The organism is Burkholderia humptydooensis, from assembly GCF_001513745.1.
GTDB classification, from domain to species: Bacteria; Pseudomonadota; Gammaproteobacteria; order Burkholderiales; family Burkholderiaceae; genus Burkholderia; species Burkholderia humptydooensis.
Map to the genome: position 1 here is coordinate 12,585 of NZ_CP013381.1, position 13,684 is coordinate 26,268.

Consider the following 13,684-nt stretch of genomic DNA (forward strand, 5'->3'; position numbering starts at 1 on the left):
CGGGTAAACGGCGAGCAACCAACCTGTCTCTGAACTCGGAGTGCGAGGATGAACCCATTGTCGATTGTGTTGCTGGCAGCGGCGGGAATCGTTGTCGCGAGTTTGGCTTGGTGGGGGTGGGAGGACCGCGTTCGTCGTCTCCCGCTTTCGCACTTTGGGTTGGAAAACGTGCAACGTATTGGCCGCTTCGAGTCTGCTGGCTGGCGCGAGCGCGTTTGGCAACGTGGTTGGCTCACGCGCGCAGCATGGCGAGCGGTAAATCGCCGCCAATTGCGGGCGATCGACGCAGAGTTGGCGCGTCGTGTTGAACAGTGACGACAGTTTGCCCATGATGTAATGGGCTGACCAGAGAGGATACCGATGCGCTACCCGAACCGCGCCGCGGCACCGGCGGCCCTGCAGACGAAAACCGAGCTGCAGCGGGCCCGGCGCAAGCTCGTCGACGGCCAGGCGCCGGTCGCGTACTACTGGCAGGGCCACGCGTGGATCGCGCTGTACGACCCCGCGTCGACCGTGCCGATGCGGGCGGCCCGCGCGCCGAGCGAGGCGCAAGAGGCGGCGCTCGCGGCCGGCCGGGCATTGGCCGGCACCCGGCCGTGCCAGATCTGCGGCGCGCGCACCGCGATCGAGTGGCTGGACCGATATGGGTACTGCGACGCGTGCCTCGTCCACGTCGCGCGCCAGGAGCGGGACAACGCGGCCCGCGTCATGCACGTCACGGCGAACGCGTGGCTGGCGGCGGATCCGCTGTTCATCGACACCGAAACGACGGGCCTCGATTTCCAGGCGGAGATCGTCGAGATCGCGATTCTCGATCGCGCCGGCGCTTTGCTGCTCGACACGCTGGTGAAGCCCGCGATGCCGATCCCGGCCGACGCGACGGCGATCCACGGGATCACCGACGCGCACGTCGCCGGCGCGCCCGGCTGGGCGAGCGTCGGACCGCAGGTGGCCGAGCTGCTCGCCGGTCGGCTGTGGATCGCCCACCATGCGGCGTTCGACGAGCGCTTGCTGCTCCAGACCTCGCGGCGCCATGCCGTGAAAGTGCCGACGTTTCGGCTCGGCTGCACGATCGAGCTGCTAGGCGATTGGGCCGGCCGTCGGCTCAGCCTGGCCGATGCCGCAACGATGCTCGGCGCCGCGCCGACGACTCGTCATCGCGCCCGCGCGGATGCCGAGCAATGCCGACAGATCGTGCTCTCAGCGGCGCGTGCGGCGCCGGTTTCCGAATCACCGTGAATGAAGCCCCGCTCACGCTTCGCTCGTCACGTTTCCCGTTCCAATGAGAAAAGCCACCCCTCATGGCCGCCGGCCGCAGACCAAGGTGCAGCTACTGCCGAGCCCGGCCGCCGAGCTGCGTTCGCCGATTCCCGCGACGGGCGGGCCCACCATGCAGGCGACCTGAATCCGCGAGGCGCTACGATGCCCGACACGTGCTCCGCTCTGACGGCCATCCGCGCGGAACTCGCGCGGGCGGCGGTGCCCCTCATTGATCGGCCGGTCGCGCTCAGCCAGGAGTTGAGCGCGTCGACCATCGGGCTGTCGCGATACGCCGCCTTCGGGAACGAAGACAGCGCGTCGGCATCCCGCATGCTGTATCTCGATGTGCCGGTGCGTAACATCGTGGGGCTGTTCCACCGCAGCTTTGCGCCCGACGCGCGTACCTGGCGCGAACTGCTCGCCGGCCTGCACGGCGACGGCTGGGGCCCGGAAACCTTGCGCTATTTCGAGTCGGAGCTGGGTGACGAACATTTTCCGGCGCCCGGCGCCGCCTACGGGCTACGCCTGCAGGGCTGGGGCGCTGCGCTTGTGTGCTTGAACGGCATGCACCGGCTGGTTGCCGGAGCATGCTGGCTGGCAACCCGCCAGGGCGACGACGCGACCGTCCGGAAGGTGCGCGTGGATCACTTCCCGTTGCGGGAGCAGGCCGTCGCCGTGATGACCGAAGCCCAACGGCGCGGGGAGTCGGTCGAGGCATTGCAGAACAGCGACTACGTGACGGTCGCGATCCGCACTCGCACGGCAAAACGATACCGTTACTGGCGCTTGGAAGGTGAATCGGCCACTGAGATTCCGGCACCTGGCGGCTGGCCCGATCGATTGCGCCGGCGCACCGGATGGCCGACGCACGCGGATAAGTGGCATTGGCAATGTGTCCCGCCGGCCGTGATCGACGCACTGGGCCATGACGCCTGGCTGCGTGAGCAGCTCGACAACCCGCGTTATCCAGACGCACCGTTCTACTGACCCTCATGGCCAACCGTCCCCAGCAGTTGGAACAGCGACAGCTGCGCACCTACAGCCGCACCGAATTCACGGCGCTGCGCGCGCGCGTGAAAGGCCTGTCGATCGCGACGATCGCGCGGCTGTACTTCGATCCGGACACGACCACCGAGATCGACATTGAGCGGCTGCTGCGCGCGATGCGCGATGACCTGGTCGCGGCGGCGCTGCGCGACGGTTCGTCGGTGCTGGTGTCGCACCTGCAGGCGGCGATCGCGAAACACGGCGAGCCGCGCCTCACGCCCGTCACCCTGCAGTTGATCGAGCAGGTCGCGGGGCAATGGGCGATCGCGGCGCCGGCCGCCGAGCACCCTGTGGGTCGCTGGTTCCAGCCGCTGGTCGCGGCGCGTCTGGCCGGCGAGGGGATCCACACGCTCGGCGAGCTCGTCGCGCTGGTGAACTGCCGCGGCGGCCAGTGGTGGCGCTCGGTGCCGCGCATCGGTGTCGGCCGGGCGCGCGTGCTGGTCGCGTGGCTGCGCACGCACGCCGCGTCGATCGGCACGACTGTCGAGCCGGACGTCGACACCAGCGACGCGCTGGCGCTAACATCGATGCGCATCGCCGCGGCACCCGGCCAGCTCGCGCCGCTCGAGCGCCTCGCGCTGCCGGACGCGCTGTCCGGCGCACGTGGCGTGAACCGCGCGGCGGGCTTCGCGTACGTGCGCGCCGCGCACGACCTGGACGCTGTGCGCGCGTACCTGCACCGCTACGACGACCGGCCGGCCACGCAACGCGCGTACACGCGCGAGCTCGAGCGCCTGGTGCTGTGGTGCGTGGTCGAGCGCGGCGTCACGCTCGCGTCGATGACGGTGTCGAGGATTGCGACGCGTACAAGGCGTTTCTGGCCGCACCGGGCGCTCGCTTCACCGGTCCGCCGGTGGCCCGCACCAGCGGCCGCTGGCGGCCGTTCGCGCCGGGCGGCCTGGCGCCGGACAGCCAGCGCTACGCGGTGCGCGCGATTCGCGCGGCGTTCACCTGGCTGGTGGCCGTGCGCTATCTGGCCGGCAACCCGTGGGCGGCCGTCACGGATCCGAACGTCGTCAAGCGGGTGCGCCGCCTGCAGGCCGAGCGCGCGTTGCCGCTGGACCTCTGGACCCGCGTGCGCGCGACGCTGGCCGAGCGCAGCGAGCTTCAGGGGCCGAGCGGGCCGGGCTGGCGCGCCGCGCGCGCGTTGCTGCTGGTGATGGGCGACGGCGGGCTGCGCATCGCCGAGGCGGCCGCCGTGGCGCGCACTGCGCTCGTCTGGATGCCGGCCGACGACGACACGCCAGCCAACTGGCTGCTCGAGGTGATCGGCAAGGGCAACAAGCAGCGCTTCGTGCCGATCAGCGACGACTGCGTCGACGCGCTGCGTGCGCACTGGGGCGATCGCGGACTGGATTTCGATGCGATGACCGGAGCGCCGGGCTTGCCGCTGATTGCGCCGCTGGTGGTGCCGCCCACGCCGCGGGCCGCAAGTCATCTCGACAGATTTGACCATTTGGCATAAAATAAAAGTCCATATGAACGGGAGCACGCAATGAGCGCGATCGAGAAACGACATGCCCTGCCTGCACGCGCGCGGCCGCGTGCGGTCGAGCCGCACGAGCTCGAATTGCTCGACTTTCAGCGGATTTACCGCGCCTCGCCGATGGAACGTATTGACTGGATCAAGCATGGGGTCGACGCCCACACCGTGATTCTGCTCGCCGATCGCATGGCGACCACGCAGGACCGGCTCATGGGCGTCCTCGGATTTCCGCGAACGACGGTGGTCCGCAAGTCGAAGGCAAAACAGCCGCTGTCAACCGAGCACACAGAGCGCGTTGTGGGCCTGTCGAAGCTGATCGGTCAGGTTCAGTCTATGGTTGAGGAATCCGGCGAACCGGCCGGGTTCGACGCCGCTCATTGGGTCGCGCAGTGGATCGAGCGGACCAATCCCGCTTTGGGTGGCCGCAAGCCGGCGGAATTGATGGATACCGTTGCAGGCCAGGAGCTCGTCGGCGCCGTGCTCGCACGGATGCAAAGCGGAGCATATGCATGACGGTTGCGCTCTGGCGAATCGCAACCGACACGCCCGACTACACGGCGGACGACCTAAGCGGCGAAGGGGCGAAACGCACCGGTGGTCGCTGGAACCGGTCGGGTCGCGCCGTGCTGTACACGGCCTCGAACATCGCGCTCGCCTGCCTCGAGACAGTTGTTCATCTGAGCGGCGGAGACTTGCCACTCAACCGTTATCTGGTCCGCCTCGAGGTCCCCGACGAGGTGTGGGCGAAGGCTCGCACCCTCGATGCGACATCGGCACCAGTGGGCTGGGACGCTTTGCCGGCCGGCAAGGTCAGTCTGGATCTCGGTGACGCGTGGCTGTCAGAGGGCGCTACCGCGCTGTACTGCGTGCCGTCGGTCGTCGTCCCGGAGGAGGTGAACGTGCTGATCAATCCCGCGCACCTGGATACGCGACACATCACTGCTACCAAGCTGCGCCGTTGGACCTATGACGCGCGCGTCTGGGCATAGTGTTGTCGTCAGCCGAAGTAAAGTTCATGCGTGTTTGGGATCTCTTCGAGGGGCACGACTTTACTTCGCGACATCAACAAGATGGGAGTTTAGTTCGCGCCCGCGAAGAAAAGTAAAGTTAGATCCGCGCGGTGGTCGCCTCGCGCTCACGAGATTGCATTGAGGGCAGATGTCACGACTACGATCTTCGGTATGTGCATCACGTTTTCCTTCAGTAGTGCATATTATGTATGTGCGCGTTGAGAGGCGGTCAAGCACCGAACGACACTTCCGCGTAGTCGGTTCGGTACGCTCAGGCGGCTTCTTCACCTGGCCACCAAGGCTTCGGCACACGGTCGATCCGATAGTCGTCGTTTCCTGCTTTCCATCGTGCCCACTCGTGAATGAATCTCGACCGCGCAATCATGCCAGACCGAGGCGATCGGCCCGCACGAGGGTGGGCCCGATAAAGACCAGTTTGCGCAATGACCGCTGTGGCCCGTGCGGCTGCATTTTGAAGTGCGGCCGGCGCCAGTGGCCCCGGACCTCCCGGTGCGTGCCGTCGGATGGCGATGACGCGGCGGGCGCCGCATCGAGCACGGCGGGCCCGATCACGTGACGGTCGTATAGCATTTCAATTTGCGCCAGCCGCTCGGTGCGCTTGCGCTTGCCCAACCCGCCGAAATCACGCGGCGCGTTTGTGTAAGCGCGATCCTGGACGACCTGGGCCTCGCCGGTTGCCAGGTAGAGCAGCATTTTGATCGCATAGTCGAGCACGCGTCGCCAATGTTGCACCGTGGCAGCGATCGTGTCGGCGTCGACTTCCTGCTTCTGCGTCAGATCGGCACCGATGCCATCGAGGAACTGGCGGATGGTTCGTTGGGGATCATCCAGCGGGATCGCGATGTTTCCCGTTTCGAGCCAGGATTCCGCCCGGACATCGGTCCAGAACAGCACATTGATCACGTCGCTCGTCGCGTACCCGGAGTGCGACCCAGGCCCGCGGCGAAACAGCATGATCGCGTCCAGTCCGCCGCGATGCCCCCACCACGACGGATCGGGAATAATGCACATCGTCTCGGCCGGCAACTCGATCGTGCCAACCGGCACGTCGTCGGCAATGAACGCATCGTCGAGCAGGTGGTGCAGCGGCGGAGTGGGTTCGAACAAGACACCCTCGCACGCGTCGAACATCTGCCAGCACAGCGTGCCGTGGCCACGGGCTCGATCGTCGGTGCTTCTAAACAGGGTTGGGCTGCCGTTGCTCCACCATTCCAGATAGGTGCCGAAATCCGATCGCATCAGCGAAATCGGATCGTCCCGCAACCGCTTCGTCAACTCGGTACCGCTTGGGCCGGCGGCCGCCCTGACGCGGGACCAGGCGCCGAGTGCGCCACTGGCGCGGTAACGTACCGGCATCGGCAGGCGCGCGAATCGGTCATCCGCGGCCTGCTCGGTTTTGATCAGCGCCTCGCGAATCAGCTCCGCGATCGACGGCGTGTCGGGCGCGAGACGGGGCGGGTGCGGCTGCTTCACGCTCGCGAAGGGAGCCGTTGTGCGGTGCGACTGCTGGATCAGTGGCAGCTCGTGCCGCGCGACGAGAAACCGGGCGAGGATGACAGGACTGTAGTCGACCCGGAGGCGCATGGCGTGTGGCGGCAGGGCGGCTAGTCCGCTCGTGCGCGCCAGCGTCATGTGCACGCCCGCCGGCGCCGTCAGTGTCACGCATTCATCCCTCTCCAGACGACCGTGCCGCTGGATCAGGACCTCGGCCACGGACCGCCACGCGTGATCGATGTACTGCATCAGCCCCCCCGGGTTTCCGCCTGCGGGAAGCGGGTGCGCTTCAATGCGCATCGACAGCTCAGGCAACAGGTCCTGGCAGACGACGGGCTGGCCGCGCAGTTCGAGCGACGCCGTCATCGCAAGGCTGAAAATGTCCTGGGTGTCGAGCGAATCGCCAAACACGTCCAGCTCGCGCCCTTCAGCGAAAAGCTGGCCGTCGGCCATGGCAATCCCGCGGGTTTCCAGGAAATAGGGAATCGTCATCGCGATGTTTGGATCAGGGGTATTGGCCAGAATTCGATTCAGACATCGAGAGTTGTCCTTCAAGATTCCGTAGCGTCGTATTTGCGCTCACCCCGTGCTCCGTTATAAGACTCCGTTCAAGATCCCATGGGGCTCGCATGTCCCCTGGCTTGTTTTGGTAACCAACTTGAAACCCTTGTCGACCATACACGCGTCGAACATGCGAGCGTCAGCACGTGGGATGAACGGATCGCGATGCTGCGCATTGGGTTCGTAGGCGCAACTCCCGCACGCGTCTTGCCAAGGCAATTTGACGGACCTCCATATTCTGGCAGCGTCGGCGCGTTCCTGAAATCGTTCGCATGTCATGCCGGGCTCTTGAATAAACGGATCGACACGGGCGCAAGCGTGATCAGCATCCGCTTTGCTCATGTTCCTGAAACGCTCGTCCGAGCGATTCCGGCACAGTTCTACATACTTGACGACACATTGCTCGATCAGCTCATCCTTGCACTGATCCCGTGCCTGCTCTACCCCCAAATGGTAGGCTGACAAAGTTTCGGCCTGCCAGTCAACGTACTTTCCAATGCCTTCTTCGTAACTATCGAATGGTCCGCAGATGTGCAATGCCGCACATCCGGAGAGAAATGCAAAGGATGTGAGCAGAACCAGGAACACAATACGGTGCAAGTGCATGGGAGCCCTGTTCAGACCTCGATATATGACACGGATTGCGATGCCACCAGTTTCGGCGGGGTGGGGCACGCGCATAGGCAGAGATCGTCGCTCAATGCGGCCTCCCGCCCATCCGGTCCGGTGGTGGAGATCCGCGCTCCGGTGCAGCCGATCTTGCCCACCGTCTTGCAGACGGGGCACCAAACCGGATCGTGCTCGTAGGCTTGCTCCCGGCCGCCGATCAGATCGGCGGCATCGCCCCCTTGCACGATGCCGCCGACGGTCGTCGTGTCACCCTTCACGATGTCGTAACGTCGCATGTCTTCCTCGCTTAGACCGCGCCCGGCCGCAGACGCAGGCTGTTCAGCAGCGTGTCCCACGTTTGCAGCGCACTGGCCTCGTCGACCGGGGACGTCGCCTCTTCAGGCTTCAAATCGGGGCTGCTCGCACCGAGCAGCAACTGGATGGCCGTATGCGGCTTCGCCAACGTGCTCGGATCACCCGGCGCGAGCAGGTAGAAGCGGTACGACGTGATTTCGCCTTCCTTCAGCGCGAACAGCACTTCCTCGGCGTCCATCCCGGCCACCGTGCGTTTGCCTTGCCGCAGGATGCGGTAGCTGCCGCTCGACACGCGGTCCATCTGCGCGCGCAGATCAGGAAGCGTCTTGGTCAGTGGACGTCCTTGGTCCGCACTCATCGACTTGCGCATCTGGACGACGAGCAGCGCCGGCCGCCCCGGCATCAGCGCGAACGACTGGCTGACTTCTTCGGGATAGGTTGAAGAACCCGTGACGATCCCGCCATCGAAGCAAAAACCCGATTCGGTCGGCACCGACCAGTTGTCGCGCGCCTTGATGCGACGATAGAGATCGGTGTAAACAGGCTCGAACTTATCCAAACCACTTGAACCAAATGACCCAGTTGTATGGAGCAAGGTGTTGTTATCGTAGATATACCCTTCAGAATCAAAGGGAAGTTTAACTCCCTCGGTATAAGCATCTACGTAAGCGAAGACCTTCGAGTTGCTCGTCGGCGAAAACTCTTTTTCGAGCCACACATGGTCAATCGGCTTGCTACCATTCCCTGGATCGACTCTTTTCCTTGTTTTTAGCTTTCTTTCCAATTCACCAACTTTCGCCTGATAAGTGGCAATCGGAACATTGTGCTGGGTCTCTAGTTTCTCTCCCCGAAACGCGTATTGCTGATTCGTGATCTTGCTGGCTGTGGGTCGATCGAACACAAAGCGGCCGATGCACCACGGGCGCGGCTTGGACAACAAGGGATTCGTCATGGTCGGTTCACCGGAAAACGTTATCGAACAGGCGCACACGCCCGCCACTAAAACCAGGAGTCGGCCAATACGCGTCAGCATTTCGGCTCCGGTGCATCCTGCGCAATTTGTACGATGCTGTAGAGTAGCGCCCAGCGCGCCCACGGATGGTTGTAGCTTTCCTGGTGCACATAGCCTCCTTGGTCAAACACCATTTGTACGCCTGGGGCCGCACCACCATTCGCGCCGCGCGCAGGGGCTTCGGCCGACCAGACCGGCACCGTGCCGTCGCCGGGCACGATGCCATTCTTCTCGGGGTCGGGCGCGTCGCTGCCCGAGGGCAGCTTCGCCACCTTCTGCACCTCGAATTCGATGGTGACGTTGCGCGAGTCCAGGTGCACGCGCACCGTGCCGCTATGCGAATCGTGCATGAACCGCGCGGCCCGCAGTTCTTCCTCCGTCACGTCCGGCGGCACGATGCCTTTCCAGATTACCGTCCCCCACGCCAACAGATCGTCGAGTTTCTTGCCTTTCTCGATCGTGGGTTTGCTGTGACTCTCGCTCGAAGCAGCTGCTCCCCTTGGCTTTAAAGCGCCATCCCCATAGGTTACGTACGTGTTATCGTGGTAGACTGATTTTATATTATTTTGATTGTCTACCACATTCTTCATTGTCTTGTTGAAGTTTTCAGAAACTGTATCCCCGCGCCCCAAATCGTCCAGCCGCTCTTTGACGATTCCTGCTGGATCGAGCAGCGAAGCCGATTCTTCCGGCACCAAACCAAACCATTTTGAATTGGTATAAATCTCTTTGTAAACGTCACCTTCTTTCGGCAACTTCATCACCGGCTCACCGTTGAGCCGCGCAAAGATCCACCACGGTTCACCGTTGTGATAATCCGGCATCGGCAACAGTTCGAGCGCGCCCGGCGCGTTTGCGGCCACCGCCACGAACTCGTCCGCGTTGCTGCCGAGCAGCGCGCCGTTGATGAAGCCGTTCAGCCCGCCCTCGCTGCCGCCGCCGGTGCGGAACCGCTTCGCTGCGATCGGCGCGCCGGTCGCCGGCATCACGTTGTGGAACACGCCGTGCATCAAGTCCGCCGCGCCGTGCATCGCGATCGCCATGCGCGCGACCAGGCCGCCCATCGAGTGGGTCAGGATGATCGCCTTGCCGCTGTCGTTCTCTGCGATGATCTCCTTGATCCCCATCAGGCGCATCTTCTTGCCGGTTTTCTTGTCCTCGAAATCCCGGCCCTCGATGACGTCCCTGGCCGACTTCTCGTTCGATTGCAGCCAGTTGTAGCCGATCGCATACACCCGGTACCGGTATTTCACGAAGTGCTGGAAAGCCTCGGATTTTTCCGTGAGCTTCTGCCCCCGGCCTTGCGCGCCGGCATCGGTCGCCCCATAGTCGGCCGGCTCGGTATCCAGCAGGGGCTTGAGTGTCCACTTCTTGCCGTCGGGGTCGGGCTTGACCCATTGCCCCTGCACCTCGTTCAGGTGCTTCACATCGTTCAACTGCTCTTCCAGCCACGCCAGCACCGGCTGATAGCTCGAGCGGTACACCGAGCCCCAGCCGCGTCGACGCGCCTCTGCTTCATCGACATACTGGTTTTCCGTGTCATTCTTTTGAAGCTTGCCGGCACGGATCGGGCCGAACGGGGTCACTGCGGCCACGGTCGGATCGAACTGCGTTTCCCGCGAGGACGCGCCTTTGAACCACATGCCGAGCAACGTCGGCAATGCGCCCGCATCCCCCAGCCAGCCGTCCGTGTTCGGCGCAAAGAACATCTCGTCGCCCGTGGCTGTGTTCACCAGCGGCGAACCCATCACGCCCGGCAGGAAGATCACCGGAATGATCGGCCGAACGTCGCACAGCAGTTCCTTGCGCCGCGTGTCGCTGGCCGGCGTCAGCGTGAAGTGGCCGACCGACGCGCCGTCCTTGTCCGTGCGCCCGATCTGCTGCACGACCTCTTGCTCGGCGCCATCGTCGAACGGCGAACCGCCGCCGGTTTGATTCGTGTTATCGGTCATTTTCGTTCTTCAATTTCCGCATCGATTTTCGGATTCAAGCCGCGGGGCCGCTCGGCGTCGGCCGCAACGCGCGCACCGCGAGCTTCTCGATATCCTCGCTCTTCTGCTCGGTAATTTGCCCCAGTTCGTTCGTCACCCCGGTCAGGCGCGTGCCGTCCCCGCGGATCAGTTCGTACGGGTGGTTTTTCAGTACCTCGCCCGTGACGCGATCGCGCAGTATGTACGGATCGTTGAACTGCGCCTGCGGCAAACTGTTCATGTGCTCGGCCACCGAACTGGGCCCCTGCCGGCTGAACGACGCCGACTTGATCGTTCGGGCGCCGCGCGTGCCGTCCTCGATGCCGGCTTTCGTCAGGCGCAAGTACGAGCCGCCGCACTTCAAAATCAGTTCTTCGGTCGCCTCGATCACGATCCGCTTCTTGCTGAACAGCGACGTATCCTTGGCCGAGTTCAGCTTGATTTCATCGGTGTGCGCCGACACCTCAATTGGCCCCTTGGCGGCGAACAGCTTCATGCCGGCCTTGTGCACGAACAGGCTGATCTTCTCCGCGGCCGCCGCGATCAGCGACTTGCCGCTCGCCAGGTGCGTGTTCCCGCCGCTGATCACGTTGGCTTCCGCTTCGGCTACCACGTGCGCCGAGCGGTCCGCCACGGCGGCAAAATCCGCAGGCGTCGCGATCACGATCACCGGCTTCGCAAACCCGTTGGCGCTGCCCGTGCCGCCGCCGGCGGTCACCCCGCCCGAGGTTTGCCCCGACACCGCATGCTGCGCGGCCGCCGTCAGCGCCTTGAGCGCGTCCTGACCCGCCTGCAGCGATTCGGCCTGCGCGGTCGTGCTGGCGCTCGACAGCGATTCCACCAGCATCCCGGTCTTCTGCAACTGCGCGCGGACCTCATCGACACTGAGCTGCTCGTCGTCGTATGCCTTCGGGTGCGTGCTGATCGAGAGGCCCTTGCTCGCCCGCACGGCACCATATTCGTCGGCATGCAGCATGAACCCCTGGCCGAGATACCGACCGCGCGTGTTGCCGTCCTGCTGGATCAGATAGCCCTGGGTGAGCGCCGCGTAGCTCTTGCCCGTGTAGCTGATGAGCCGCGTGCCGCCCTGGTTCGTCGCGTCGTCATGCACGAACGCGTTGTACGCGCCGGTGTTGCCGAAGCCCAGCGACTGGAAGCCCGACAGCAGCACGTTCGTATGCCACGGCGCCGGCGTCGTGCCGCCGCTGGCACGCCCCAGAATAAAGGGCTTGTCACAGTCATTGCCCCAGTAGCCGATGAGCACCCATTCGCCCGCGCGCGGTACGTGCACCGCGCCGTAACCGTTGCCCGTGTCCGCCTGCATCGACGACAGCAGCGGCGACGCATTGAACGCGCCATCCGGATTTTTCCGGTCCCATGCGAAATGGACGCGGACCTGATTCCGCTCGTTCGACCAGGCCTCGATTCCCTGCTGCGTGACGACGAGCGCGTGCTCGATCGACATCGCCGGCTTCGGATGCTCGAATGGGCTACGAAACTCGACCCGCGCGTCCTGAGCCTCGACCTCGAGCACAAAGAAGCCGGCCGTACCGTCCTCGACGTGGCCCGGCGTCGTGAAGCGCGCGCCGTGTGCCGTCTGCTGCTCGGCCAGCGTCGCGCGCAGGCTGAGCGGGAATTCGGTCATCGGCTGGCCGATCGGCACGTTGTTCTCGATGAACCAGCGCGCCTCGACCACCAGGAACGTCCGGGCGGCTTCGTCGCGCTCCGGATGACGCGGATGGTCGTTCAGCACGAAGCGCGACCCCGCATCGAGCCAGCGCAGACTGCCGACCCCGAAGTAGCGCCGGGCACGTGCATCCCAGCCCTGCACGCGCCGGCGCGCGCGGGCCGCGCCGCTGTCGGAATCGGGGTAGCCGTACGCGGTCGGCTCGTAGACCGTCATCGGCACGCTCGGAATCCGGTGCTGCTGCGCCTGGTGTCGCCCGTCGTCCGTCACGTAGCTGATCGACGCGAGCGTACTCGCCGCTTCAAAGCGGGACGCGGGGCGTTTGTAATCGAACGCGCTCGACTCGTACCGCAGACTCTGCATCGTCTGCATCGCCGCCCAGTGCGTGAACCCGTTCACCGCCTCGTCGGCGCCGGCGCCACGCGCGAAGTCGGCCGGTTTGGCGTCGGGGAGCGCCGCGATCTGGTCGACGATCACCAGCATGGACTTCGGCGTCTCGCCGTCCTTCACAGGCGCGTGAACCCAGTAGCAATACCAGCCTTCGTCTTCGAGCAGCCGGTGGAAAAAATGCAGATCCGTTTCGCTCTGCCGGCACCACGAGCGCACCGCCGGCTCGCGGTTCAGATTGAAACGGAATTGGCCTTGCAGTTGCGGATAGCGATTCAGGAGGTCGGACACGATCTCCTGCGCCGTCCGTTCGAGCCAGCCTTCGTCGTTATGTGTGCCGCTCAGGAACACCAGCGCCGACGAAAATTCGAGCTGGTACGTCGACAGCCCACCATCCCCGCCCAGGTAGCCGACCTTGTGCACGAAGCCGTGGATCGGGCGATACACCGGATCGTCATACGGGGCGCTCGGCTGTTGCAGCCACAACGTCACCGGCTGATGCATCAGCGACAACAACGCGGTGTCGTCGCGCAGCGACGCGACATCGAGTGTCCAGTGATAATCGTGGCCGATCCGTGCCGATCCGCGTGCGCGCAGCGGAATCAGCGCGTTCTGGCCGAGCGGCGTGTCCAGCCGCAACAGGCGGTTTCGCTGCAATAGGCCCCGGTGGATCGCGTTATACAGATCGCGATATTTCAGTTCCCCGAGCGCCGGTGGTCTGAGTACCATTTATCTCTCAATATTTTTCTAGAATTTTCTGCCGCACATGCGGCCAGCTCATTTTAGGCAGAGCAAATGACATCAAACTACAGCGATTGTCAAATA

At 64.4% G+C, this 13,684-nt stretch carries 12 protein-coding genes and 1 pseudogene; 8 read left to right on the plus strand and 5 right to left on the minus strand.

Annotated elements, in window-relative coordinates; all coding sequences use genetic code 11:
• Positions 1–48 precede the first annotated feature (48 nt).
• The 7 genes and pseudogenes from AQ610_RS34055 (at position 49) to AQ610_RS18320 (ending at position 4,782) form a co-directional block, all read left to right on the plus strand.
• Complete coding sequence (locus AQ610_RS34055; RefSeq protein WP_198287761.1) at positions 49–315, plus strand: hypothetical protein; 267 nt, start codon at positions 49–51, stop codon at positions 313–315.
• 45 nt (positions 316–360) lie between these two features.
• Complete coding sequence (locus AQ610_RS18300; protein ID WP_006029255.1) at positions 361–1,239, plus strand: 3'-5' exonuclease; 879 nt, start codon at positions 361–363, stop codon at positions 1,237–1,239.
• A gap of 43 nt (positions 1,240–1,282) precedes the next feature.
• A complete protein-coding gene (locus tag AQ610_RS37930; protein ID WP_257721680.1) occupies positions 1,283–1,405 on the plus strand; it encodes a hypothetical protein in 123 nt (40 codons plus the stop codon).
• Between the two features lie 17 nt (positions 1,406–1,422).
• On the plus strand, positions 1,423–2,247 hold the full coding sequence (locus AQ610_RS18305; RefSeq protein WP_006029254.1) for a hypothetical protein: 825 nt from the start codon (positions 1,423–1,425) through the stop codon (positions 2,245–2,247).
• A 5-nt stretch (positions 2,248–2,252) separates the two neighbouring features.
• Positions 2,253–3,736, plus strand: a pseudogene (locus AQ610_RS18310) (site-specific integrase); the annotation flags it as partial.
• 66 nt (positions 3,737–3,802) lie between these two features.
• The gene (locus AQ610_RS18315) at positions 3,803–4,306 is read left to right on the plus strand and encodes an Xre family toxin-antitoxin system antitoxin (protein ID WP_006029252.1); all 504 of its coding nucleotides are present in this window, start codon (positions 3,803–3,805) and stop codon (positions 4,304–4,306) included.
• A complete protein-coding gene (locus AQ610_RS18320) occupies positions 4,303–4,782 on the plus strand; it encodes an RES family NAD+ phosphorylase (protein WP_009917390.1) in 480 nt (159 codons plus the stop codon). The genes AQ610_RS18315 and AQ610_RS18320 overlap by 4 nt, the downstream gene beginning before the upstream one ends.
• A 402-nt stretch (positions 4,783–5,184) precedes the next feature.
• Here AQ610_RS18320 and AQ610_RS18325 read toward each other — a convergent pair whose 3' ends face one another.
• A complete protein-coding gene (locus tag AQ610_RS18325) occupies positions 5,185–6,810 on the minus strand; it encodes an AcrVA2 family anti-CRISPR protein (RefSeq protein WP_043283261.1) in 1,626 nt (541 codons plus the stop codon).
• Between the two features lie 126 nt (positions 6,811–6,936).
• Here AQ610_RS18325 and AQ610_RS36190 point away from each other — a divergent pair, with 126 nt between their 5' ends.
• Positions 6,937–7,341, plus strand: a complete 405-nt coding sequence (locus AQ610_RS36190) for a hypothetical protein (RefSeq protein WP_144411843.1) — start codon at positions 6,937–6,939, stop codon at positions 7,339–7,341.
• 155 nt (positions 7,342–7,496) lie between these two features.
• On the opposite strand, the gene AQ610_RS18335 is transcribed toward AQ610_RS36190, so the two are convergent.
• Genes AQ610_RS18335 through AQ610_RS18350 form a run of 4 tightly spaced genes read right to left on the minus strand, consistent with a single transcriptional unit; the run spans position 7,497 to position 13,588 of the window.
• Positions 7,497–7,784, minus strand: a complete 288-nt coding sequence (locus AQ610_RS18335) for a PAAR domain-containing protein (RefSeq protein ID WP_006029250.1) — start codon at positions 7,782–7,784, stop codon at positions 7,497–7,499.
• Between the two features lie 11 nt (positions 7,785–7,795).
• On the minus strand, positions 7,796–8,836 hold the full coding sequence (locus AQ610_RS36195) for a T6SS immunity protein Tli4 family protein (protein ID WP_309294831.1): 1,041 nt from the start codon (positions 8,834–8,836) through the stop codon (positions 7,796–7,798).
• Positions 8,830–10,767 carry a Tle4 family T6SS lipase effector gene (locus tag AQ610_RS36895; RefSeq protein WP_006029248.1) on the minus strand — a complete coding sequence of 646 codons (1,938 nt, stop codon included), beginning with the start codon at positions 10,765–10,767 and terminating at the stop codon, positions 8,830–8,832. Before AQ610_RS36895 ends, AQ610_RS36195 begins: the two co-directional genes overlap by 7 nt.
• Positions 10,768–10,801: 34 nt before the next feature.
• On the minus strand, positions 10,802–13,588 hold the full coding sequence (locus tag AQ610_RS18350) for a type VI secretion system Vgr family protein (protein ID WP_045554674.1): 2,787 nt from the start codon (positions 13,586–13,588) through the stop codon (positions 10,802–10,804).
• Positions 13,589–13,684 lie beyond the last annotated feature (96 nt).

Excerpts from the sequence above, each read along its gene's own strand:
- AQ610_RS18335 (WP_006029250.1), bottom strand. The coding sequence starts at position 7,784 with ATGCGACGTTACGACATCGTGAAGGGTGACACGACGACCGTCGGCGGC.
- AQ610_RS36190 (WP_144411843.1), top strand. The coding sequence starts at position 6,937 with ATGGGGCTCGCATGTCCCCTGGCTTGTTTTGGTAACCAACTTGAAACC.
- AQ610_RS37930 (WP_257721680.1), top strand. The coding sequence starts at position 1,283 with ATGAGAAAAGCCACCCCTCATGGCCGCCGGCCGCAGACCAAGGTGCAG.
- AQ610_RS18350 (WP_045554674.1), bottom strand. The coding sequence starts at position 13,588 with ATGGTACTCAGACCACCGGCGCTCGGGGAACTGAAATATCGCGATCTG.
- AQ610_RS18325 (WP_043283261.1), bottom strand. The coding sequence starts at position 6,810 with ATGACGATTCCCTATTTCCTGGAAACCCGCGGGATTGCCATGGCCGAC.
- AQ610_RS36895 (WP_006029248.1), bottom strand. The coding sequence starts at position 10,767 with ATGACCGATAACACGAATCAAACCGGCGGCGGTTCGCCGTTCGACGAT.
- AQ610_RS34055 (WP_198287761.1), top strand. The coding sequence starts at position 49 with ATGAACCCATTGTCGATTGTGTTGCTGGCAGCGGCGGGAATCGTTGTC.
- AQ610_RS18315 (WP_006029252.1), top strand. The coding sequence starts at position 3,803 with ATGAGCGCGATCGAGAAACGACATGCCCTGCCTGCACGCGCGCGGCCG.
- AQ610_RS18300 (WP_006029255.1), top strand. The coding sequence starts at position 361 with ATGCGCTACCCGAACCGCGCCGCGGCACCGGCGGCCCTGCAGACGAAA.
- AQ610_RS18305 (WP_006029254.1), top strand. The coding sequence starts at position 1,423 with ATGCCCGACACGTGCTCCGCTCTGACGGCCATCCGCGCGGAACTCGCG.
- AQ610_RS18320 (WP_009917390.1), top strand. The coding sequence starts at position 4,303 with ATGACGGTTGCGCTCTGGCGAATCGCAACCGACACGCCCGACTACACG.
- AQ610_RS36195 (WP_309294831.1), bottom strand. The coding sequence starts at position 8,836 with ATGCTGACGCGTATTGGCCGACTCCTGGTTTTAGTGGCGGGCGTGTGC.